This is a genomic window from Gimesia sp., assembly GCF_048260065.1.
Classification (GTDB): domain Bacteria; phylum Planctomycetota; class Planctomycetia; order Planctomycetales; family Planctomycetaceae; genus Gimesia.
On record NZ_JBLXHC010000008.1, the window covers coordinates 155012 to 178344 of the forward strand.

A 23333-nucleotide genomic window follows, 5' to 3' on the forward strand; every position below is an offset into this window, starting at 1 on the left:
ATCCGCCTGATGACGAGATTCTTGACAGAGTGATTTCGTATTCTATTTTGGAAATGCTGCGAAGTGATGAACAGCGAGACAACCGAATCCTGACTAAATCGGCACCCGCTTCTGTTGTGAATTCGGGGACCAGTCAAACTGGTATGCCTTTCCCAACTGCAGGCGTGTCAGGTAAATAATCTGGTGAGTGTGGCCGACAAAATGCGGAGCTGTATGAGAAATGGCCCCCAGCACAGTCACCGTGAAACCCTGAATCTGACGTGTTTCCAGTAACGCCTCTGGAGAAAGCGAATGCAGGACAGAACCTGCCTCTGCGACGGTCTGAGTCATCAATTCTGTTAACTCATCCACGGAGAGTCTGACATCTGCGCTGAATTCCAGCTCACGCTGCCGCTCATCCTTCTGATCAGGGATTCCATTGACAGCCCACTGATTCAGGTTGCCGCAAATATGCAGGATCAGATTCCCGATACTGTTGAGTTCGGGTTCCGGTCGCCACCAGACCTGATTGAGATCCAGTTGCTGCAGGCAGTGCTTTATTTTGTGAACAGACTGCTCCAGCAAATGCAGGGATTCCAGAATGTATTCGCGGGTAATCTGATCGGCAGCAGATGGCATCTTCTGGTGATCTCTATCTCTGTGAACCCCTGCATCAGCAGCCTGCTGCAGGCTATGTCAAACGGGGGCCTAAGGAATTTGCCAGGTGGTTAATAATACCGGCAACGGCACCCAGATATTTATTCCCTTTGGAACGTTCAATTTCACAGGAACTGGCAGACGGCTGCAATGCACGACTCTTCGCAATCTCACACATCTTGTCAAACACATCGTCACGCAGATCGAACAATCGTGCGGTGATAAAGATGTTTGCCGGATTGAAAATATTGATGGCCGCAGCAACACCAATCGCCAGGAATTCAATCGTGCGATCTAATTCAGGTGTGATATCAAGTTCACCCTGCTTGACAAGTTCTGCAATCGCTTCGAAATCGAGTTCCTTACCAAGTCGCTTTGAAACATAGTGAGTTAATGCCAGATCGGTGGCAACGGTTTCCAGGCAGCCCGGATTTCCACAGCCACACATGCGTCCCCCTTCGGGTTCGACAGTGATATGTGCAATTTCACCAGCCAGACCATGCTGGCCATCCAGCAACTGACCACCAGTGAAAACGCCCATACCAAATCCTGATGTGACATCCAGGTTGATAAAATCTTCTACGGACTGACCTGCCCCGTAGGTCTTCTCTGACAGACACAATGAGGTCGATTTCTGAACGAGCACACATTCCAGATCGGTGCGACTGGCAATATCGACGGCAGGAGCCTGACCATCGACAATATGCAGGTTCGAAGCCAGGAAAATGCGTCCATCGTTACTGTTCACCAGACCGGGTACCGTAATTCCGACACCCAAAGCAGGAATCTCTTCTTTCTCCACCAGATTCAAAATCTTTCCGGAGATGATTTCAATCAGTTCTGAATAAGTCTGCGGTGTTTTAAAACGATCCAGTTTGTCTTCGTGCAAATGCCCATCCAGGCCGGATGCCACAATCGAGCAGTAATCCCATTCCAGAACGACTCCAATCACCTGAGCACTGAAGCGGGGAAGTTGCAACAATTTACCCGGCCGCCCGACAGAAAACTCAGCCGTCTCCCGTTCTTCAAGCAGTCCCGCGTCCAGCAGGGCACTAACGGCTTTCGATACTGTGGGAGCGCTGATTCCTGAGCAACGCATGACATCAGCACGTGTTAATGTTCCCTGGCTCTGGATCACTTCCAAAACCTTACGAACGTTCATTTTTCGCAGTAAGCTCGGTCGGTGTGGGGATTGCATAGTCACTCTACGTATATAGAAAGAAATGAAGAAAACAACGACAGGTTGCCAGATAAATTCAACAAATCACTTGATCATCATTAAAAAGTGAGAACAGGCCCTCATCAGACTGGCGCAACTTGGCGAGCGAAAGCTGCAGAAATGTGAAACGTCCTGTCACTGTAACTTAATATAATACGGAATCTTCACATAATTACAAACGCCCCGTTATACAATGGTATTCATTTTTTCATCTCCGGCCTTTTCCTGCCCCGGTCTCAGATATGAAACCATAATGATCACTTCGCTGAATCTGGACGTGAAAAGACCCGATTGACCAAACAGAAGTCAACTCGGGCCTGCTTGAGTTGAAATCTACCAGGTTTGATCAACCGGGTTACTTATGTCGTTGAATTTGCAAGAAAGCCTGTAATTACAGGCTGAGATCGATCGAGATACGCATTCTTCCCGACGATTTCTGGATAAAGTATAAACTACGGTGGAAGTGAATGTGTGGAGGTAACTCCCTGCATATCGGACAAACAGATCGATTAAAAATAATTCCGTTCCGATTATTCCATCTACTGTTAATTTTAACAGTAAATAAAAGCAGACGAGCGACTCAACAACAGAGAGTTCGAATGACAGCAATGGAACCTTGTGACCTTATTAGTACGAAATCTGTGGGTCATAAGTGGGCTCGGATTTCGAAAAAAACAGTCCGGCTGAACGACTGAATTGAAAGCCAAAAGTCTCGTGACAGTTTTCTGCCACGAGACTTTTGATTGAGAAAAGACGGAATATCAATTGCCTGTCAGTCACCCGCAACAGACGACTCATTGTAAACATGCAAATCGCGTGTTGGATAAGGGATGTTGAATCCGCGCTCATCAAAGCCCAGTTTGATCCGCTCTGTCAGATCCCAGCGTGTCGTCCAGTAATCAGCATTGTTGACCCAGGGACGCACCACAAAGTTCACACTGCTGTCACCCAACTCACTGACAGCCACAACGGGAGCAGGATCGGACAATACCCTCTCATCTCCCTGTACCACTTCTTCCAGAAACGATTTGACGGCTTTCAGGTCATCGTCATATCCACAGCCAATGACCAGATCAATCCTCCGGGTCGGCTTCTTGGAGAAATTACGAATCGTTCCACTGGCAATATGACCGTTGGGAACCACAATCGCAATATTGTCACCCGTGCGCAGGAATGTAGAGAAGATCTGAATTTCTTCTACAATCCCTGCCGTCCCGCCTGCTTCGATATAATCCCCCACACGAAAAGGCTTGAACAGAATCAGCATCACCCCCGAGGCAAAATTGCCCAGCGTCCCCTGGAAAGCCATGCCAACCGCAAAACCGGCAGCTGCGACAACGGCAGCCATCGAAGTCGTATTGATTCCCAACCTGGAAAGCGTTGCCAGAATTACCATCACCATCAAAACAGCATAAACGATATTTGCCAGGAACCGCGCCAGCGTGTCATCGACCTTGGCCTGTTTCATCAACCGGTTACAGAATCGGCTGAGAATATTGGTAACCCACTTACCTACCAGAAAAATCAGCAGTGCCAGCAATAGATTGATGACTAAATGCACCCCCTGCGTCGCCAGGTATTCTCTGACGGTATTCCAGATTCCGTTGACAGCATGCATTGGATCTACTGTCGTAGCAGGCTTCTCCTGTGCAAAGATAATCGACCACATCGCCTGGTCTCCTCTGTTAGAAATGAAAATGGATCTGCTCCAGAAACCGCTGTCCGCAGGCAAAAACCTTAGCACGCTCGGATCAAACGTCTCTGACTGGCCTGATTCTAGGATGTTTGGAGATTGAGTCCAACTTCGAATTTCATTATTTTGCGAACCGGATTCAGACTGACAATTCACCTTCGACATACTACAATCGGCAATCATATACCAGTGTAGCCGGTTTTGATTTCGAATTGATTTTTCGCAGGAAGCAACCTGGAATGTTTATCTATCTCCGCGCCGTTCTCATCGTCAGTTCGCTGGCTCTCTTTCTCTTCTTCCCTGTATCAGGTGCCCTTTCAGCCCCCGATAAAGCACCCGCAGCAAAAGACACAACCAAAGTTCTGCTCACGGTAAACGGCCAACCGATCACTCAGGCTGACCTGGATTTCGCAACACTCACCCGCAAAATGGCCGGTGATCAGAAACCGTCCCCTGCACAACTTCTCGAAAGCCTGATCAACCAGAAACTGATCCAGGAGTTCCTGGCGGATAAGAAAATCACGGTCCCCGCGAAAGTGCTCGATCAAGGCGTAACCCGAATCCGAGCGATCATTCAGAAATCAGTCGGTGATCCCGATCAGACGCTTTCACAAATGGGCTTCCCCCCGGAAAAACTGCGCGCCGCCATCGAACTGCCCCTCGCCTGGAACATCTATGCCGGCAGCCAGATCACAACGGAAAATATTCAGGCCTACTTCAAAGAACATCATGAAGAATTAGACGGCACCCGCATTGAAGCCAGCCATATTTTATTAAAACCGGAAGATCCCTCGAACCAGGAATCCGTCGACAAAACCAAGGCACAGCTGACAGACATCCGCCAGCAGATCCTCGACGGCAAGCTCACCTTCGCAGAAGCAGCCGCCAAATACTCGGCTGCTCCCAGCAAACAGGATGGCGGGAAACTCGTACCCTCAGCCTATCGCGGTAAAATGCCTCTGGTCTTAACTCAGAATATTTTTCCGCTCCAGGAAGGTACCATCAGCAATCCGTTTCAAACCCCGTTTGGCATTCACATCGCCCAACTCAATAAAAAACACCCCGGACAGTTCAGTCTCGAAGATGTCCGCGGCGAAATCTATCGCAGCCTCTCGCGCTCCCTCTGGGACAAAACCATTCAGTCATTACGCAGTACTGCTAAAATCGACTGGAAAATTGATCGTCCCAGCTGATCCCGCATTTACATCCTTCCTGTCTGGAATCATTCCATGTCTGAACCGAGTCTGTTTCAAACCGTGGTCATTGAAGGTACTCAGTCCGGTCCTCACCTGCTGATTTTTGGAGGCATACACGGCGATGAATATGAACCAATGGCGGCCGTCCGCAAGCTGATCACCAGCATCGACAACACAAAATTAACCGGCAAAGTCACCCTCGTTCCCGTCGTGAATGAGCCCGCCTACGAACGAACCAGCCGGACCGGACCAGACAATCTGGACCTGGCCCGCACCTTTCCCGGTTCTCCCGAAGGAACCATTACCCAGCAGATTGCCAGCCAGGCGACTCAACTCATTCAGTCCGCCGACTACCTGATCGACCTGCATACCGGAGGCGTGATCTCCAATCTGGCCCCCTTCTCCGGTTACACCCTGCATCCCAATCCGGAGATTCTGGACATGCAGCGCAGGATGGCACTCGCGATCAACCTCCCCGTCGTCTGGGGAACTTCAGCTCACCTGGATGGTCGCTCACTCTCCGCAGCCCGTGATCTGGGTGTCCCCGCCATCTATGCCGAATGGGGGGGCGGCAGTGGCTGTAATCAGGAAGCCGTCGCCGGTTACACGTCCGGCTGCCTCTCTGTGATGGAAGAACTGGAGATGCTGGAAATCTCCATCGAGCGGAAATCGCCTCTGTATCATATCGAAGACGACCGCAGCGAGAGCGGACATCTGCAACTGCATAACAACGCTCCGGTATCCGGTTTCTTCGAACCGGCTGTCAAACTGATGGATCACGTTCAGGCCGGCGATTCCCTGGGAACCATCTCGTCTGTCACCGGAGATCAGATCACCACAGTCACAGCAAAACAGACCGGCGTCATCCTCGGCCTCCGCACCTTACCTTATGTCGAACAAAACGAATGGCTGGCAGTGCTTCTGGAAACAGAACACTCTTAATCGCTCCCCGCTTGTATGAATTCCGGCAGCTTTAAATATAAAGGATGAAATGATGAATCAGCGTCCCGTAGCAATGATCACCGGTGCCGCAGGAGGTATCGGCGGCGAAACCGCGGTTCGATTCGCGGAACAGGGTTATGACTGCGTGCTGCTGGCACTCCCGGGAGAAGACCTGCAGCCCGTCACCAGCCGTATCGATCAGGCCGGGGCACAATTCCTGACCTGTCTCGGCGACCTTTCCGATCTGGAATACGCGCAGTCCGCCGTCAAACAATGTATCTCAAACTGGGGTCGCATTGATGTCCTCGTCAACAACGCGGCCTGGCGCGAGATTACCACCATGCGGAAAATCGATCTCGCCAGCTGGGAAAAAACACTCCGCGTCTGCCTGACAGCGCCCGCCTTTCTTTCACGCTGGTGTGCCGAACAGATGGAAAAGCAAAAACAGGGAGTCATTATCAACGTCTCCAGTATCCAGTCACAGATGGCGGCCGGCATCAGTCCCGGCTATGTCGCTGCGAAAGGCGGCCTCGACTCACTCACTTATGAACTCGCGACCTTGTACGGCCCCGCCGGCATTCGCGTCCTCTGCGTCAATCCCGGTGCCATTGACACCGCCATGGGAAAATATGACACCACTCAAAAACAGGAGTCAGGCACAGACCCGGTTCGGCAAAGTTCAGAAGACATGATCCCCCTCCGCCGCTGGGCACAGCCTGAGGAAATCGCGCGTGTCATCGCCATGCTCGCCAGTGAAGATGCCAGCTATCTCACAGGCACGACGATTACCGTCGACGGCGGCTGGAAACAGCAATGCAGCCCCTACTCGATCAAGCACCAGCAACTCCCCTCAGAGTTTCCCGCAGACTAAATGACTCTGACTCATGCGTGTTTCAAACCATTGATCGCCAGTCGAACCGCCCCCAGACTCGCATCATCCACGCATTCAATCGTCGCGGGTTCCAGTTCCTGCTCCCGTAATCGCTCCAGCAGAGAAACGCGAAAATCCCGCTGATGCAGCAGGATTCCCCCCGTCAACGCCAGCCCATAACCACCACCGGAAAAAGACAACTTCACCACAACCGACTGCACCAGCTCCGCCAGATCAGAAACGGCCTGCTGCAGAACAGTCCGCGCCACTGCATCCCCCTGATCCGCTGCCTCAAACACCAGTCGCGACAAACCCGCAATTTCACTCCGCTCTCTGTCAGCCTGATACAGATAACCAATCAGTTCTCGCGGATCATTCAACGAAAGCGATTTCTGAAACAAAGCCTGCAGACCGGTTTCGGGACCACGTCCATCAACGGCGCGCGCGATGCCCTGCAGCGCCGCCAGTGCAATCTGATACCCGCTCCCTTCATCACCCAGCAGATAACCCCAGCCTCCGGCGCGTGCGACTGCTCCTGCTGCGTTCTTCCCGAACGCCAGTGAACCAGTTCCGGCAATCAGCGCCACCCCTGTTCCGTCCGGCGTCCCGGCTGCCAGCACGGTCTCCGCGTCTGTCACGACACTCACCTGTTCTGCAACGCCGCTATCCTCAGCCCAGTGTTTCCACGCCTGCTGCTCGGCACTGCGGCCCGCTCCTGACATCCCCAGACAGATCGCAGCCACACGATGCACTTCGGTCCCTGCAGACTCAAACGCGCTTTGAATTGCCAGCTGGACCTCTCGCGTCGCCACATCCCAGCCACAGGAATTGAAATTCGAAGCCCCCGCGTTTCCCCGACCGACAATAGGAAAGTCCGCTGAATCCGATACCACCGCCAGCGCAGCCCGGGTAGTAGAGCCTCCCCCATCAATTCCCAGCACCAGTTGTTTCGACTGCAGATTCATATCACTCAGACTTTTCCAGAACCCGTCGCAGATGCCCCTCTGCCTGGCTCAACAGTTCATCAGCCGCTTCAGGAGAAACATTCCGTTTCACATGCACGATCGCCGTTTTCAATTTGCCGCCACAATCCTTGAGCACAGTCGCCGCTGCATCGCGGGACAGGTCAGTAAATGCCATCAGGATCCGAATCGAACGGTCCACCAGCTTCTGATTCGTGGCCCGCAAATCCACCATCAGATTGCCATACGTTTTACCCACGCGCACCATCGCCCCGGTCGTCAGCATGTTCAACACCATTTTCGTAGCGGTCCCTGCTTTCAGACGCGTTGAACCGGTGACGACTTCCGGCCCTACCACGGGGCAGATCGTCAACGCCGCCACTGCGGATAACTGGTTCTCCTGATTACAGGTCAACGCAATCGTCTGCGCCCCCTGCTCTCGTGCATACTCCAGACCGGCGATCACATAAGGCGTCCGACCGCTGGTCGCGATTCCTACCAGCACGTCTTTTTTCCCGAAGTTCAACCTCTGTAAATCAGCGACTGCAGATTCGCCATGATCTTCGGCCCCTTCAATCGCATTCGTCAGCGCCGCCTGTCCCCCCGCAATCAGGCCCACCACCAGTTCCGGCGGACTGTTAAACGTGGGAGGGCACTCGCTGGCATCCAGCACGCCCAGCCGTCCCGATGTTCCCGCCCCCATATAAATCAGACGACCTCCCTGCAGAAATGCTTCGGTAATCACGTCGATGGCAGCAGCGATCGTCGTCGCTTCCTTCTCCACTGCCGCAGTGATCTTTGCATCTTCGGCGTTCATCAGCTGGACAATTTCCAGACTGTTCATCGAATCAATCTGATCTGATGCCGGATTACGCTGCTCGGTGGTCAAATGCTCTAACATATTTTCGTCGGAATCCGCTGTGAATGAATTGTCGCACCCCAGATGCATTCAAACCTTTGAACTCATCTCGGACTGTCAAAAATAAAATCAGCCAGCTACTATGATAACCGGGTTCCTGAATCCTGAAAGGATAGAACCCACGATTCTGAGTCAGTCTCGCTCGCTTCTGATCAGGTCCCCGTCTGTATTGGTCGTCTCACTCCCACAACCCAATTGATTTTCCATAGATACAGGAGTCGCCGCAGTGAATATCGCCATCGGAACGACCGATATCATGATTCTGGTCCTGTACCTGCTGGCGGTCGTCCTGTTCGGTTCCTGGATTGGTGGCCGCCAGAAAGATCTCTCCGATTACCTGCTCGGCGGAAAAACGCTCCCCTGGTGGACCATTCTGGGTTCCATCGTCGCCACCGAAACCAGTACCGTTACCTTCCTCAGTGTGCCGGGCATCGCGTTTGCGCCGGGTGGTAACCTGCAGTTCCTGCAACTCCCCCTCGGCTATATTGTGGGTCGCTTCCTCGTCATTCTGTTTCTGCTCCCCCTCTATTTTCGTGGCGAAATCTACTCGGCGTACGAAGTCTTCAAAAATCGATTCGGGGGGACAACCGAACGGGTCTCCTCGCTCACGTTCATCGTCATGCGGACACTCGCTGACGGTCTCAGACTTTATCTGACCGCCCTCGTACTCGAAAAAGTGGTTGGCATCCCACTCCCCCTCTGTGTGGTCGTCATCGGAATTGGCACCATCATTTACACCTGCCTGGGCGGTATGAAGTCGGTCGTCTGGAACGACTGTCTGCAGTTCGTCATTTATATCGCCGGTGCGGTGTTTGCCTTCGCTGTGATTATCAATGACCTGCCGGACGGCTGGAACAGTTATCAAGAGTTCGCGGCTGCCAACCAGAAATTCACGATGTTCGACTTCCACTGGAACCTGGCGAAAAGCTACACCTTCTGGGCCGGCCTGGTGGGGGGCATGTTCCTCTCCATGGCGACACACGGAGCCGACCAGCTCATGATCCAACGATACCTCGGTGCAAAGAATCAGAGAGACGCCGCCAGAGCACTGGGCTGCAGTGGCTTTCTCGTCCTGGCTCAGTTCGCACTCTTTCTGCTGCTGGGCGTCGCACTCGCCGCGTTCTACGCGACGTTTCCCCCCGCGACTCCGTTCGAAAAACCGGACGAAGTCTTCGCCTCTTTCATTATCGACCACCTGCCCGTCGGAGTAAAAGGGCTCACCCTGGCTGCCGTCTTCGCTGCCGCCATGTCGACACTCTCCAGCTCACTCAGTTCCACTACGAGCGCTCTCGTAAATGATTTTTACCTGCCCCTGACTTCTACCCATAAACAGCAGTCTGAACTGGTCAGCCTCAGCCGCATTTTCACCGCCCTGTTTGGCTGTGCCCAGATTGCGGTTGGCATCGCCAGTCAGTCCATTTCCAGCAGCGTGGTCGGCAGTGTTCTGGCGATTGCCGGTATATCCACCGGGCTGATTCTGGGCATCTTCTTCCTGGCAACCTTCAGCAGGCAGGCTTCACAGGCGTCCGCCCTGCTGGGCTTTGTCATCGGTCTCACAGTCGTTTTATATGTGGCCTTCGCCATGAAACAGGAAGTCGCCTGGCCCTGGTACACGTTAATCGGCGCGACCACCGTATTCGTCGTCGGCATTCTCAGCAGCCGATTTCTGCCGCAGAACCAGCAACCACCGGTCGCAGAGTAATCGGGAATCTTCTATTGTCCGCGCCACAGTATCTGGTCGGAAATCTCCAGCCGCTCCTGTGCGACGGCAATCTCATTTTTAAAACGCCGCGCATCAACGGGATAACCTTTCGTTGGCTTCAGATCCGCCACATGCTCACACCAGTACTGATTGAACTGCTCCATCATCACTTCCCGCGTGTACTTGCACACCATCGAAGAAACCGCCACCGGAAAGTGTTCCTCAGCCCTGGTCTGAAAACGAATCTCTGTATTACCGATTTTATAGACGCTTCTCTGGGTCGATTCTTCGACGCGAAAAATCATCTCCCCGTCCAGAATTTCATCCAGGAATTCATCATAGCGGTTTCGCCCGCCATGCTTGTCGCCAATGATCAATGTCGGCTCAGCACTTTCCCGGTCCCAGACCCGCGTCAGCAGATTCATACACAGTCGCGTCAGCATCACCCCCTTGCTGCCATACTCGCTGCATAAACGATTGAACCGCTCGGGCAATACGATTTCCGAACAGATCCCCCGCAATTCGATGCCCGCTGACTCCAGCGCCTGCTGCAGACTTTGTCGAGAATCCTCAACTTCGTCCACATCAACAACTGCAGGCAGTTCATAGCGACGCTCCCCGTTCCACGGTTCACTCTGGATTTCTTCCAGATGTTCGGGAGATGCGATCAGCAACCGCCATAATTCTCCCAGCGATGCCAGCCGATCCGCCTGGTTGTGCAGTTGCAGAAACGGTAGCGTCGAACGTTCGAGCGGTCCCAGTCCTGCAGTGGCGGAGTGTACCTGCTTGGAATCCGCTACATGCAGATGTTGGGAATTCTTGCGAGGTTTCTTTTGCGAAACCACTGACTCCAGCGCCGGCCAGAAATCAAACTGCCGGGGATCATCGGGGACTTTCCACAAGCTGGCAGTGATAACCAGTGGCCCTAGATTGGGACCGTAGCCAGCTTCATCCATGCCGATAATCAAACCCATTTTCAACCACTGTCTGCTCAAGGAACGCGTTGCAGAGCACTTGTCTCCGCCGAATAACATCTTTGAGCATAATAGGTCATTCACCCCGTCAGCGAAACGATGACCGCCCGCCAAAAATGAAATCGCATTAATTCCCGGCCAGCGACCGTTTATTCAAAACGAATCAGACCGAATGTATCGGGCCGCGGTTCGACCGTCAGTGGATGATTCCAGCCTTCCAGTCCGATTGCAGGCAGAATTCGTACGACAGACAGACCCCAGGTGCTCCGCTTCAAACGGGTCGAAGGTGCCAGCTCAGACAGGGGAATCGCGATCTCGGTCCGCCACGCCTGTTGATCCTTTTCCCGGGCCACATACCAGCGTGGATTCCAGCTGCGATCGATCCAGCAGCGATCACTGGTCCAGCCCCGATGGTCGATTTCCATCTGGTAATACGTGGTGTAATCCCGGTCGATGTCAAATGCCAGCGACAGCCGATCCTGCAGCTTCAGATCTGCATCATACGTCCGACCGGTATCGGGAGCCGCCGGATAATCCAGTCCCGCTTTGATCGGAATACTCGCCGCGATATAAAGATTTTCATTGTCATATGAGAGCAGCACAAATGCCCGGTCCAGTACGTCAGCTCCAGCATCCGCTTGATTCACCTTCCCGGCTGCCGGTTTCTCTGTCAGCGTCAATTCATCAGCGGCCTGCCAGCATTCATCCGACAGCAGACCATCTAACACTGGTCTCGTTTTCGTAAAGCGACACAGATACACAGGGCGTGGCGGCGTACTCGCCGGATGCAGCAACCAGTTCTCCGCTTTGGCAATGTTCCGCCACGCTTCATTCGCCTCCGGTTTATGGTAATTATAAAAGATGTCATCCGCTTTGCCGTGGGAACCGATCAGCCGATACAGCGAGGCCAGCGGAATCTGTACTTCGGGTGTTTCTAAAAACGCCGGTGCATACTTCTGAAACCATTTGACAGCGGACAGTGCCTGCTTCTTCCAGCTCTCTGCATTCTGCGTACTCCAGTTTTCGGGCGCACCGGTATTGATCTGGCCCACCTGCCTTACCGTCTCCAGAGCCGGGGACGGCAACTGCTCGGAAAACTGAAACGCATTGCGTACCGGACTTCCAGCCTGTGTGGGATTATTCGTCGAACGCGTCCGTTCCACAGATACACCTCGATTGCGCTGCCACGCGATTTCTTCACTCGACCAGAGCTGGAACAGCCACAACATGCCCTGCACTGCTTCCGGCTCGCGCGGAAACTGTTCCACCAGTTCCTGGTAGGTCGCTTCTGCTTTTTCCAGATCATAACTGGCCACATACTGCTGCGCCAGTTGTTCCAGCTGCAACGCCGCCTGGCGACGGGAGAGGCCCTGCGTAATTGTTTTCAAATGTGACATCAGCTGTGCAGAAAACAGCGGGTCGTCAATCAGCTTCGCCGCCATCGCTCTGATATTCCGCTGACGCTCTGCCAGCTGGCGGTTGCGTTCTTCATCGTCCGCATTGATTTCATTCAGCATGCGGCGGGCATCCGATCCCGGCGCGAGGCCGATCCCGGCAAACAGGCTTCCCCCCGTAATCGCAGGTTTTTCACCCTGCTCAACCTCAACCAGTCGATAGACGCTCCGGGCAGCATCGGAACTCAGTTCTTTCCCCAGGATCTGTTTCCCGGTCGCAGACACCGTTGATGCCGTTGTTCCCAGTCGCGGCAGATATTCGTCCGCTTCCACAGACACATTTCCTGAACTCCCTGCTGGCAATCGCAGATAGACTTTCTTGACCTTCCACGGCCCCAGGCCCGCCTGTTCGCGATGCTCGATATAACGCGTTGGATCGGCGGCATAACGCACGGCCTGCAGCATCGCATCTTTCATCAATGTCGAAGCCGCATCCTTTCCAACCGGCTGATCCAGAATCAGAACTTCCGGACGCCACGTCCGCAGCTGCGCCACAAAGCGACTCAAAGTGACCGACGCCAGCCGCCCTTCCGTATGACGGTTCCATTCCTCAATCAGGCGATCTGCATTCTGTTCGAGTTCCGGAATCTGTACCGGAAAACGCCAGTCCATGCTTCCCACACCGCCCCCTACACTGGTGACCGCTTCATTCAGGCGTAAATCCAGATCGGCATTCTTCTGTCCTTCCGAACCCAGATCGCGACGAATCGGCAACACCACCAGACTGCGATACCCCTGATCGCCGGCATACTTACTTAACAGATCAAACGAAACCTGCTGCGGCTGAGCATGCACACACATGAAAGCCACACGTCGCGGAGCCGCATGGTTCGAACGCCACGTCCGCCCGCCATCATCGGTTGATAGGATCGTTCCCAGTGCACCGACGGCGTACCCGTTCTGATCGTCGACAAAATCAATCGACGCCAGCGGTGCACCCTGGCCGGTCCACTGCTGTCGCCATGATCGCCCGCGATCATCCGAATGCCAGATCACCGAACCCGGATCACCGGCAACCCAGATCCGCTCGCCGCGCACTTCGACCGTTTTGAAATCAGTAAAATCTTTCAGTTGATCGGGCAGCGCCGTTTCCGGCATCTCCCAGACGATCCCCCGGTTCTCCGTTTTTCTCAGCAGCGCCCCGTCGCCGACCATCCAGCCAGCTCCGGTCATCGGCACCTGGACATCCTGCAGTCCACGTAACCCCTGTGGCGGAAATCGGGGAGGCAGCACCGAGCCGCCCCCCACCAGTGTCAGCCGTCCCTGTGAACCTGCGACGAGTCCTGTTCCCACATCAAAAAACGCGGCACTGCGGTAACCGGCCGACTCGTAACCGGTCACATCCTGCCACGTCTGTCCGCCGTCTGTCGTTTTGAAAACTCCTGACGCATGCTGCACCGAACTGTCTCCGATCACCACGCCTTCATTCATCCCGAAAAAACGCACGTAATGCAGCCGAGGCAACCGTTGCTGAACGAGTTCCTGCCACGTCTGGCCGCCATCTTTTGTGTACAGCAGCACGCCCTGATTCAGATGTCCGTATGCAGCGGTCCCCCCACCTGCGATCCAGCCAATCTGGTTCGTCAGAAAGCAGATGTGCCTCAACGGACAATCCACGGGACTGGCTACAAACTGCCAGGTGCGGCCCCCATCCTCGGTTTTGCGAATCACGCCCCGATCCCCCACAGCCCAGCCAGTATTTTTCCCCAGAAACTGGACGGCATGCAGATTCGCATCGTCCAGCAGAGGCGAACCTGCAGACGGGGAGCGTGTGTCAGCAGACAGAGACGACTGATTCAGCAAGAAACCGGACAGGAAGAGCAATCCCCACAGCAGACAGTGCACGAGGAGTTTTTCATTCTTTCGGGTTTGAAACAGCATCGGACATCCTTGTTCGAATAAAAACACGTCACAGAGCAGCGGGCCAAAGCTGCAGACCAGAGCAGTTCCACTGCCGGGCCTCCGTTGCTCTTGAATTCAGGACTGTACAGTTTACAAAAAATGCAGATTTTAAGGGAGAGGAAGTTTAAACGCATTACAGGAGCATTTTCCTGAAATCCCGGTCATTTCATTCCCAGATTGCCATCCGCTTCCCTTGATGGCCCTACCCGGATTGTTATACTGGGAAATCCTCTTCATGGAGACCATTTTCAGTCATCCGTACAGGTAGTCTGATTTGAGTCACAAATGAGCCCAAGTGGCGGAATTGGCAGACGCGCTAGCTTGAGGGGCTAGTGGGGGTAATCCCCGTGGAGGTTCGAGTCCTCTCTTGGGCACTAAATATTAAAGGACTTAGGGCATTCAGCTCTGAGTCCTTTTTTTGTGCGCCGTCCAGGAATTCAGATTCAGATAGCCTATGGAAGTTTTTCCAGCTGCTCTAAAGCTTGAATGGAAGCTTTATGGCCCTGTTCAGCTGCTTTACGGTACCACTCTGCAGCCTCGGTGAGATCCTGCTTAACCCCTGCGCCCTCTGCATACATAAATGCCAGATTGTATTGGGATATGGCCAGACCCTGCTTTGCCGCTTTGCGAAACCACTCTGCCGCCTGAGCATCATCTTTCTGAACACCCTTTCCGTTACGGTAGCTCATTCCTAAATTATTTTGTGCTTCCGCAAATCCCTGCACGGCGGCTTTGCGATACCACTCCACCGCCTCTGCATCATCCTGCGCGACACCGTTTCCGGTCGCGTACATGTATCCTAAATTGTGTTGCGCAATAGGCAGATTCTGCCTGGCAGCTTTGCGAATCCACTCTGAAGCCTGGGCATCATCTTTCTGAACTCCCTTCGCGTCACGGAAACAGATCCCTAAGCTGGTTTCTGCTTCCGCACATCCCTGTTCGGCAGCTTTGCGATACCACTGCACTGCAGCAGTATAATCACGTTCGACGCCGTTTCCTTTGGCATACATGAGCCCTAAATTGTATTGTGCGATAGCCAGATTCTGTTTTGCAGCTTTCTCAAGCCACTCCAGTGCCTGCGCATAATCCTGCTGAACTCCCTTTCCATCACGATAACTAATTCCCAGATTATTTTGTGCTTCGGAAAATCCCTGTTCGGCTGCTTTTCTAAACCACTTCACAGCCTGAGCCAGATCCTGTTTGACCCCATCTCCCGCTGTATACCTGATTCCCAGATTATTTTGGGCCCTGGCATCCCCCTGTTCTGCAGCCTGGAATGGATCGGCGCTCGGATTCTCCTGACAGCCACTCGACAGAATCAGACAGCAGACAACAGAAGTGAGCACTCTGAGAGAAGGGCCAAAATTCCTGAAGTATCGTGCTTGTGACATCACTTTTTTATCCCAGCCAGAAAGAGTCGAAAACAGGTAACAGAATTAATCCTCCAACCCCCTGTTACAGCTGTCAATCAGATAAAAAAATGAGGATGGAAATGATCAGAAAAGTAGTCACGTTCTCGGCATATCAACTCAAATCGAAATAATCCTCAAAAATGTTTTCTGCAATACGACTCACAGCCTCAGTTTAAGGAGTTTGTGAGATACGCTCTTCGCAGGTTCTCTCGAACATTTTGAAGACGGCACAATCTGCGGGTGACAGCATCAGCATCTTTTAGACTGTTATTGATTGGGAAATTCAAAACTGTTCAGATTACGTTAATTTGCGAAATCCAGGCGATTTGTATTTCCATTTCCCCTCTGAAACAGCAATACAGATAGCTCCGTCTTTTTTGACCACGGCTTCAGGTGCGCAACTATGTATACACGCAGTATCACTCGTCAGAAATATGCTTCGACTCAATTTCCCGATGATAAAGAGCTAATGCCTCCGCTCGACCATCGTCCGTTCATGCGGTATTACTCAGCCGCCTACCCGCATGTATACAGATATATCTATTCCCTGGTTCCCAGAAAATCAGATGCGGATGAAGTCATGCAGGAAACATCCGTCGTTCTGTGGCAGAAATTTGATGAATTTCAGCCCGATCGCGATTTCACTCGCTGGGCCTGTGGTATTGCACGCCTGGTGGTGCTGGAAGTACTGCGAAAGCAGCGGCGTTTCATTGTCGGCTTTGATGAACAGTTAATTAAAGAACTCTCAATTCGCAGAGAAGAGCGCTATGAACTTCTGGAGTTACGGCAGGAATTCCTGGAGGAATGCAAGGGGCAACTGGATCAGCAGGACCTGAACCTGCTCGACCTGTATTACAACTCTCCTGAAAGTGCCCAGGATGCCGCAGAGAAGAAAGGCTGTTCGCGCAGGAATATCTATCAGCAGTTAGGCAGGATTCGCAAACTGTTATTCCAGTGCATTGAACGCAAGATGTCGGAGGATCGTGAAGCATGAGTCGCTTACTCAAAAAACACGCCCGGCTTGTGAAACTGGTCTTTCAGGTATTAGACGAAACAGCAACCGCTGCGCAGGAGCAGGAACTGGCCGACCTGATTCGTAAAGACCCGGAGGCACAAACTGTTTATCTGCAGTTGATCGATATCCATTCCAATCTGATCCTCAGCGCTTCTCCCATACCTGCAACCCCCTCAGATGCCTTATCGTCGACGCGCGCGAACCAAAATCGACGGAAGGAACTGGCAAAAAAAGAGATCAACAAAAAAAAGATGTTGCTGGTGACAGCCTCTCTGCTACTGACGTGCAGTACACTGTTTTATATCGGCTACCTTGTCACTTCAAAATCGACTGAAGTAGAACAGAACCGAATTGCTGCTGAGGACAAATCCCGTCTCCAGGTTGAGCAGCGAATGCTGGACGATGGAAGTCTGCAACTGAGTTTTCCGACTGGCGTTAAAGTTCTGATCTCTCCGAATTCCGCGTTTCAGGTTACTGGCAATAACGGGCTTCACCTGACACGGGGGATGCTGTTTGCCAAAGTGACGACTCCCGCGGGAAAAGGATTTACCGTAGACACTCCCCGTGGCGCAATTGTTGATCTGGGGACCGTATTCGGGGTTGAAGTGGATGAAAAGAAAACTGCAGCCGTCCAGGTCTTCAAAGGAGAAGTGGAACTGGCAGGCCCCACTGGCGAGAAAATTCCACTGACCGAGGGTGAAACCATGTTTGCGGAAGCCTCTGAAAATCAGTGGCAACCTTCCGAGAACGTCTCCCCCCGGTTTCTGACTGCCGTCCAGAAGTTAAACGACACGTTTTTTCCGGGGATGTCCTATCTCCGTCGCACGAAGGTCACGTTTATTTATCAGGCGACTGACGGTGAGTTACCGAATCCTCCCGTTCAAAGTCCCTCCTACATCATGTATTCAGAAACACCGGCTGCAGACCGCTTCCGGGATCTCGTTCCCGATCCGCAGCATTGGAACAGTCAGGCTGCACATTTTGTGGAAGTGAAATTCAATCAATCCAGCAGTGCATGGCAGTTGCACTTCAATAATCAATATTTCAACTTCACACCTGTGAAATCGGATGTGTTGATCGCCCAGGCGGAAGCGCATGAGAAAAATGAAGCCGGTGAATGGACGCGCAGGGTTACCCTTTGGGAAGAGGAATCGGGCATGATACATGGTCTCCGTTACGGAGATCAACTGCATGAACTCAGCATTCGCCCCGACTGGTTTTCAGACAATCCTGATGTAGGAGATTTTATGATCGTTAAAAACATCTACTATCCATAATTCAGAAAATCAAAGCCTCTTCATTTCATAAACACAATACCCTGCATAATGCCAGTGAGTATTCTGATCCATTTACACGGGAGAAAAACCATGTTACCGAGTCGCCGAAAGAAACGCGGTTTTACATTAATTGAATTACTGGTGGTAATTGCCATCATCGCCATTCTGGTTGCGCTCTTGCTGCCTGCGGTGCAACAGGCACGGGAAGCAGCCCGTCGCTCACAATGCCAGAATAATATGAAGCAGCTGGGGCTGGCTTTGCATAATTATCACGACACATTTAACGGTCTGCCCATTGGCAGCGCGCACCGTTATGCCTCTTCCTGGATGGTCGCCATCCTTCCCTATATCGAAGAAAATTCCCTCTATAACCATTGGACGTTTGTCGGAGAAATGGGTGGCCGGACAAACTATGCACCTGCTTCGACTGTCGCTGCGTTTGGGGACAAAGTCATCAGTACATTTCAGTGTCCTTCTTCTCCACTGGATAACCTTTCGCGTGCTGCGGTCTCCCCGCGTTTCAGTGCCTCCTCATATGTGGGAATTTCGGGTGCCCCCACTGCCAAAGATCCGATTTCTACGACAGTCGGTGCCCGCTGTATGCAGGGGCTCTACGGGGTTGTCTGTTCCAACGGTGCAATGCCACCTAACATATCAATTCAATCCCGGGAGTTCACTGACGGTTTGTCGAATACCATTATTGTCGCAGAACAATCTGACTACGGAATCGATTCTTCGGGTGCGAAAGTGGATCTGCGAAATTCCTGGCGTTGGGGGTTCGCAATGGGAGCGGGAGCCGCCGGCTATCCGGGAACGTCAAACTGGACAACATCCAGTGTCAATGACTGCCACAATGTGACCACGATTCGCTACAAGGTCAACTTCAAAACCAAGACGAATGATGCCGGCGGCAGTCTTGAATATGGAACAAATAACGGGGTCCAGTCAGTTCATGCCGGAGGCGCATTTGTACTGCGTGGTGACGGCAGCGTGAAATTTCTCTCGGAGAGTATCGATTTTGACGGCATCCTGGTTCCTCTCGCCGTTCGCAATGACGGCATGGTATTAGGTGAATATTAATCGCTGCAACAAGGGTTGCTCGTTTCTCCATCCAGAGAAAGTGTGCCATCACTTTTCCGGGAGGAGCAGCGGTTTCATGAAGCACGATCAGAAGCAGACCTGATTGATCCCAAATCGAACGAGCAGGATCGTAAGTTTGTAAGGAGCGGGCACGATGGAGACATGTTTCAAGTCAATAAAGTCAGTTATGCATTTTGTATGCTGGGGATGTTTGTGTAGCGTCCCCGTCGGTTGTTCCGATGCTAATCAGCCGACCGTGGTTCCCGTAAGCGGACAGGTTATGGTGAATGCGAAACCGGCGACCAACGCGATCATTACCTTTGCCGATACCGACCAGGGTTTCGCGGCAGCTGCTACGATTGCCGAGGATGGCAGCTACCAGATCCGGTCTCAATACGGTAACGGCGTCCCTCCGGGGGAATATCTCGTTTCTGTTTCTCCCCCCTCCACGAGAGACGAGCTCGACCAGACGATTCCGTTGCCGCCGGGGACTGCAACCATCCCGCAGAAGTATCATTCTTCGCAAACCAGTAAACTGAAAGCAGAAGTCAAAGAGGGAGAAAGTACATTCGATTTCAATCTTGATTGAAGCGGAACGAACAGATCGCTGAGCAATGTGAAGAAGCGTTTTGGAATTTCAAATTAAAGATGTGCGGACCGGAAACGCCGAAAAGCACTGACTGTTAACGGGAGCTGATTTATGCAAGGTGTCGAGACTGCCTGGAAATGGACTTTGCTGATTCTGTTCGGAGTCCTGTACCAGGCTGACGTGACTATCCTTAGTGCGGCGCCTCCCATTGTCGGGTCTCTGGTCGACAGCGAAAACCTGAATGGAGTGGAAGATATCTTTCTGAGCGGTGATCTGGCATATTTACCGTGCCGGGAAGGGCATTGCCTGACGGTCTGTTCCATTAAAGATCCTGCCCGGCCACGAGTGGTGGGTACATTCAGGGATCCGGACCTGGATGATGTCACCGGTTTTGCCCTGGATGGAAGCACCGCCTACCTCGCCTCGCAACGCAGTCACTTTTTACTCATCGTCGATGTGTCGATTCCGGAGAAAATGAAGCTCCTGGGAAAAGTTCGCATCAGTCAACAGGGGAGCAAAGGCCCCCTCTACAAAATGGCGTATCGGGATGGCTATTGTTATATGTCCCACCAGGGAGAGAAGAATTTGTATATCGTGGATGTCCGGGACAAAACGAGACCGCAGGTTGTGAGTAAGATCCCGGTCACAACGGACCGTGACGGTGCCTACTGTGTGACGATGCACGGTGACTATGCATTAGTCGGAACCGTCTTTGGCAAACAGAATCGGCTGGCAGTGGTGAACGTGGCGGATCCAACTCAGCCACGCCTGGTGGGTGAATTGACAGACCCGTATCTTTCCGAGGCGATTGGAACCGTGGTGGGCGACCGTTTCTATATCGCATGCTGGCCGCACGACGCCATGATGGTGATCAATCTGGCTGAAATGTCAGACAGCAAACTGCCTCGGATTGAAGGCACCCTGGTAGATGCCCGTTTGAGTAAGCCAAATCGTTGTGCCGTGGTGGGGGAGCGTGCCTATTTCCCGATCATTGAAGGAGATGGCGTGGGTGTTGTCGATATTTCGGATCCGGCAAATCCCCGGTTCGTGACGTCGTTCAGCCACCCCTTGATGAAACGCCCCTACGGGCTGGCTGCACGGGGCGACTTTGTTTTTGTCGGTGCACGAACCGGCGACAGTCTGGTGATTCTGAATCGGCGGGACCTCGAAAAATAGAAGGTCGAGCTTTTTACTGTTTTGAATTGATTAAGGTTTTCAAATGCTTCATCAACGTTTCTGGTTTGTATTCCCGTTCGCTGTCATTCTTCTGATCCCTCAGCTGTCGCTGGTTGCTGCCGACTCTCCCATTTTGGGACAGCTGGTCGATACCAGCAACCTGAAGGGTGCGGAAGATATTTATCTCGATGGCGATTATGCCTTTGTGCCCTGCCGGGGAGGGCAGCGGTTGACGGTCTGTTCCATTAAAGATCCCGCACACCCCCAGGTGGTTTCCACTTTCAGACATCCGTTACTGGGTATTACTTCGGGCTTCGACCGGGATGGAGATACGATTTATGTGACCTCCATGAGCAGTAGCCGGTTGCTGGTGCTCGACGCGAGCGACAAGAAGAACCTGCGCCTGCTGGGTTCTGTGCCTGTGGGAGGGAAAGGGCGTTTGTATAAGCTCGCCTACCGCAACGGTTACTGCTTTATTCCCAATACCGATTTGAGGAAACTCTTCGTGATCGACGTACGGGATCCGGCAGCGCCGAAGGTCGTCGGGTCTGCCATCGTGACTCCTGAAGATGATGGTCCCTTCAGCGTGCTGCTGCACGGCGATTATGCACTGGTGGGAACAATCCGCGGCCGACAGAATCGGCTGGCCGTGATTGATATCAGCAATCCTGCCAAACCACGATTGACGACTCAGGTCTTCGGTCCGGAAATCGGACAGGTCAGCGGGCAGGTTCTGGATGATCGTTATTATTCCGTCAACTGGGACAAGAACGCGTTTCTGATTTTTGATGTGGCCGAGGCAGGAAATCCCAAGCTGTATGCCAAACTGATCGACAAACGGCTGGGGGCGCCGAATCGCTGCGTGGTCGCAGGCGACCGTGCCTATCTGCCCATGGTGGATGGAAACGGGATCGCCGTGGTCGATATTTCCGATCCGGAAAATCCACGATTCGTTACCTCGTATCAGGACCATGTTCTGATGCAGAAAACGTACGGGGCAGCGGTACGCGACAACCTGCTGTATGTGGCTTCACGTGATGGAAGCAGCCTGGTGATCTTTGACCGCGACCAATTAGAGAAAAAGTAAAATCATGATCCTAGAACTGCTACCGCGGCGGCGTTTTCTGACCGGTTCGCTGGCATCGATGTTCGCCCTCGGCGCGACGCGTGCCTTGCCGGCTGATTCGTCTGCAAAAAAGCGGGAATTTTATGAACTGCGAACCTGTTACCTGTCGGATGAAATGAGTCAGCACCGATTGAGCGACTATCTGGAGCATGCACTGCTGCCGGCATTGAAACGGATTTCAGACTGTCCGGCAGGCGTGTTTCAGAGCACAGACATGCAGCAAGATCGCTGTCTGACGGTGGTACTTCCCTTTGCGTCACTTGAAGTATTCAGCGAATGGAACGAGCGGCTGAACTCCGACAGCGAGTTCCAGCGTGCAGCGAAAGACTTTTTTACTCAGACAGCAGAGGCACCGATCTGGCAGCGGAGGGAGAGCCAGCTGTTGAAGAGTCTCGCCGGATCACCGGTTCTGGAATTGCCTACAGGTACTATGCCGCACCTGTTTGAATTGCGGACGTATGAGAGCCCTAATCTGAAGCTGGCACGTCTGACGGTCGACATGTTCAATGAAGGTCGGCTGGACAAACTGATGCGCGACGCGGGGCTGGCTCCTGTCTTTTTTGGGGAAACATTGATCGGGAATCAAATTCCCAACCTGACCTATCTCCTGTCTGCAGATAATGAAGCAGTGCACAAAGAACACTGGCGAACTTTCCGCGCCGATCCCCGCTGGGAACAGGTTCGGCAGAGGAAGGAATTCCAGTCCACCATTTCAAAGATCAGGTCGCGTTTTCTGATCCCGCTGCCTTATTCTGACATTCGCTGATGAGCGGCCCGCTCGATTCGCCAATGTGAATGTCGCGCCAATCGATTGATTTAGTCCATGTCTGTTTACCTGTTCTACTGAAAAAATTCGACTTGACTCCGCCGCGCCGCGAAACATGATAAGCGCTCTAATGAGTCGCGCGCGTGGTCCAGTATTTCTTCACTTGCAGAAACAGAATCAGTGTCGAAGTCAGCACTAACAAAGCCTCTCGTTTCCGCATGATTTTAGTAAAAGCCTGCTCAAACATGTCGTGCGGATCGACACGACATCGCCCCGGCATCGTCCCGCGACACCCCGATGTCGCCCCCGGATCAACATACATCAACCAGTATCGCCACCCGATTCTGTTCATCTCCCCTTGACACCCCCGCGCCCCTGCAGAAAATCGGCAACATCGAATTGACCTGCAACTGAACTTCATT

General features: G+C 52.8%; 21 protein-coding genes and 1 tRNA gene. 13 read left to right on the top strand and 9 right to left on the bottom strand.

Translation table 11 applies throughout. The features are described 5' to 3' along the window. Nucleotides 1-93: 93 nt before the first annotated feature. The 3 genes from ACN0YN_RS16600 to ACN0YN_RS16610 all read right to left on the bottom strand — a co-directional run bounded on the left by ACN0YN_RS16600 (nucleotide 94) and on the right by ACN0YN_RS16610 (nucleotide 3524). A complete protein-coding gene (locus ACN0YN_RS16600; RefSeq protein ID WP_417386147.1) occupies nucleotides 94-618 on the bottom strand; it encodes a DUF1572 family protein in 525 nt (174 codons plus the stop codon). A gap of 52 nt (nucleotides 619-670) precedes the next feature. Beyond that, nucleotides 671-1834: an ROK family transcriptional regulator gene (locus ACN0YN_RS16605; RefSeq protein WP_417386148.1), complete on the bottom strand. Its 1164-nt coding sequence runs from the start codon at nucleotides 1832-1834 to the stop codon at nucleotides 671-673. Between the two features lie 793 nt (nucleotides 1835-2627). Then, the gene (locus ACN0YN_RS16610) at nucleotides 2628-3524 is read right to left on the bottom strand and encodes a mechanosensitive ion channel family protein (protein ID WP_417386149.1); all 897 of its coding nucleotides are present in this window, start codon (nucleotides 3522-3524) and stop codon (nucleotides 2628-2630) included. A gap of 236 nt (nucleotides 3525-3760) precedes the next feature. On the opposite strand from ACN0YN_RS16610, the gene ACN0YN_RS16615 reads away from it, so the two are divergent. From ACN0YN_RS16615 to ACN0YN_RS16625, 3 genes are read left to right on the top strand one after another with little or no spacing between them, the layout of a single operon-like run. After that, the gene (locus tag ACN0YN_RS16615) at nucleotides 3761-4741 is read left to right on the top strand and encodes a peptidylprolyl isomerase (protein ID WP_417386267.1); all 981 of its coding nucleotides are present in this window, start codon (nucleotides 3761-3763) and stop codon (nucleotides 4739-4741) included. Nucleotides 4742-4777: 36 nt separating this feature from the next. After that, nucleotides 4778-5686 carry a succinylglutamate desuccinylase/aspartoacylase family protein gene (locus tag ACN0YN_RS16620; protein WP_417386150.1) on the top strand — a complete coding sequence of 303 codons (909 nt, stop codon included), beginning with the start codon at nucleotides 4778-4780 and terminating at the stop codon, nucleotides 5684-5686. Between the two features lie 52 nt (nucleotides 5687-5738). Continuing rightward, nucleotides 5739-6557, top strand: a complete 819-nt coding sequence (locus ACN0YN_RS16625; protein WP_417386151.1) for an SDR family NAD(P)-dependent oxidoreductase — start codon at nucleotides 5739-5741, stop codon at nucleotides 6555-6557. A gap of 11 nt (nucleotides 6558-6568) precedes the next feature. On the opposite strand, the gene ACN0YN_RS16630 is transcribed toward ACN0YN_RS16625, so the two are convergent. After that, a complete protein-coding gene (locus tag ACN0YN_RS16630; RefSeq protein ID WP_417386152.1) occupies nucleotides 6569-7522 on the bottom strand; it encodes a BadF/BadG/BcrA/BcrD ATPase family protein in 954 nt (317 codons plus the stop codon). Nucleotide 7523: 1 nt separating this feature from the next. Continuing rightward, nucleotides 7524-8420 (bottom strand): N-acetylmuramic acid 6-phosphate etherase, encoded by an 897-nt coding sequence (gene murQ, locus ACN0YN_RS16635; protein ID WP_417386153.1) that lies wholly within the window; start codon nucleotides 8418-8420, stop codon nucleotides 7524-7526. Nucleotides 8421-8664: 244 nt separating this feature from the next. On the opposite strand from murQ, the gene ACN0YN_RS16640 reads away from it, so the two are divergent. Further along, complete coding sequence (locus tag ACN0YN_RS16640; protein WP_417386154.1) at nucleotides 8665-10140, top strand: sodium:solute symporter; 1476 nt, start codon at nucleotides 8665-8667, stop codon at nucleotides 10138-10140. A gap of 11 nt (nucleotides 10141-10151) precedes the next feature. Here ACN0YN_RS16640 and ACN0YN_RS16645 read toward each other — a convergent pair whose 3' ends face one another. Together ACN0YN_RS16645 and ACN0YN_RS16650 are read right to left on the bottom strand one after the other, a co-directional pair. Continuing rightward, nucleotides 10152-11114: a hypothetical protein gene (locus tag ACN0YN_RS16645; protein WP_417386155.1), complete on the bottom strand. Its 963-nt coding sequence runs from the start codon at nucleotides 11112-11114 to the stop codon at nucleotides 10152-10154. Nucleotides 11115-11263: 149 nt separating this feature from the next. Then, nucleotides 11264-14449 (bottom strand): YCF48-related protein, encoded by a 3186-nt coding sequence (locus ACN0YN_RS16650; RefSeq protein ID WP_417386156.1) that lies wholly within the window; start codon nucleotides 14447-14449, stop codon nucleotides 11264-11266. Between the two features lie 310 nt (nucleotides 14450-14759). Here ACN0YN_RS16650 and ACN0YN_RS16655 point away from each other — a divergent pair. Beyond that, nucleotides 14760-14844 (top strand) — tRNA-Leu (locus tag ACN0YN_RS16655). A gap of 78 nt (nucleotides 14845-14922) precedes the next feature. Here the strand turns inward: ACN0YN_RS16655 and ACN0YN_RS16660 are convergent. After that, a complete protein-coding gene (locus ACN0YN_RS16660) occupies nucleotides 14923-15861 on the bottom strand; it encodes a tetratricopeptide repeat protein (protein ID WP_417386157.1) in 939 nt (312 codons plus the stop codon). Between the two features lie 424 nt (nucleotides 15862-16285). Here ACN0YN_RS16660 and ACN0YN_RS16665 point away from each other — a divergent pair, with 424 nt between their 5' ends. The 8 genes from ACN0YN_RS16665 (at nucleotide 16286) to ACN0YN_RS16700 (ending at nucleotide 22911) form a co-directional block, all read left to right on the top strand. After that, nucleotides 16286-16876, top strand: coding sequence for a sigma-70 family RNA polymerase sigma factor (locus tag ACN0YN_RS16665; RefSeq protein WP_417386158.1), 591 nt, complete (start codon nucleotides 16286-16288; stop codon nucleotides 16874-16876). After that, on the top strand, nucleotides 16873-18174 hold the full coding sequence (locus ACN0YN_RS16670) for a FecR family protein (RefSeq protein WP_417386159.1): 1302 nt from the start codon (nucleotides 16873-16875) through the stop codon (nucleotides 18172-18174). The genes ACN0YN_RS16665 and ACN0YN_RS16670 overlap by 4 nt, the downstream gene beginning before the upstream one ends. Before the next feature lie 90 nt (nucleotides 18175-18264). Further along, nucleotides 18265-19254, top strand: a complete 990-nt coding sequence (locus ACN0YN_RS16675; RefSeq protein ID WP_417386160.1) for a DUF1559 domain-containing protein — start codon at nucleotides 18265-18267, stop codon at nucleotides 19252-19254. A gap of 42 nt (nucleotides 19255-19296) precedes the next feature. Continuing rightward, on the top strand, nucleotides 19297-19473 hold the full coding sequence (locus ACN0YN_RS16680; protein ID WP_417386161.1) for a hypothetical protein: 177 nt from the start codon (nucleotides 19297-19299) through the stop codon (nucleotides 19471-19473). After that, complete coding sequence (locus ACN0YN_RS16685) at nucleotides 19466-19843, top strand: carboxypeptidase-like regulatory domain-containing protein (protein ID WP_417386162.1); 378 nt, start codon at nucleotides 19466-19468, stop codon at nucleotides 19841-19843. The genes ACN0YN_RS16680 and ACN0YN_RS16685 overlap by 8 nt, the downstream gene beginning before the upstream one ends. A 111-nt stretch (nucleotides 19844-19954) precedes the next feature. Then, entirely contained in the window at nucleotides 19955-21019 is a 1065-nt protein-coding gene (locus ACN0YN_RS16690) for an LVIVD repeat-containing protein (protein WP_417386163.1), read from the top strand. Nucleotides 21020-21062: 43 nt separating this feature from the next. Beyond that, nucleotides 21063-22106: an LVIVD repeat-containing protein gene (locus tag ACN0YN_RS16695; RefSeq protein ID WP_417386164.1), complete on the top strand. Its 1044-nt coding sequence runs from the start codon at nucleotides 21063-21065 to the stop codon at nucleotides 22104-22106. Nucleotides 22107-22110: 4 nt separating this feature from the next. Continuing rightward, nucleotides 22111-22911 carry an NIPSNAP family protein gene (locus ACN0YN_RS16700; RefSeq protein WP_417386165.1) on the top strand — a complete coding sequence of 267 codons (801 nt, stop codon included), beginning with the start codon at nucleotides 22111-22113 and terminating at the stop codon, nucleotides 22909-22911. A 127-nt stretch (nucleotides 22912-23038) separates the two neighbouring features. Here the strand turns inward: ACN0YN_RS16700 and ACN0YN_RS16705 are convergent, their stop codons facing one another. After that, entirely contained in the window at nucleotides 23039-23263 is a 225-nt protein-coding gene (locus ACN0YN_RS16705; RefSeq protein ID WP_417386166.1) for a hypothetical protein, read from the bottom strand. Between the last annotated feature and the right edge of the window lie 70 nt (nucleotides 23264-23333).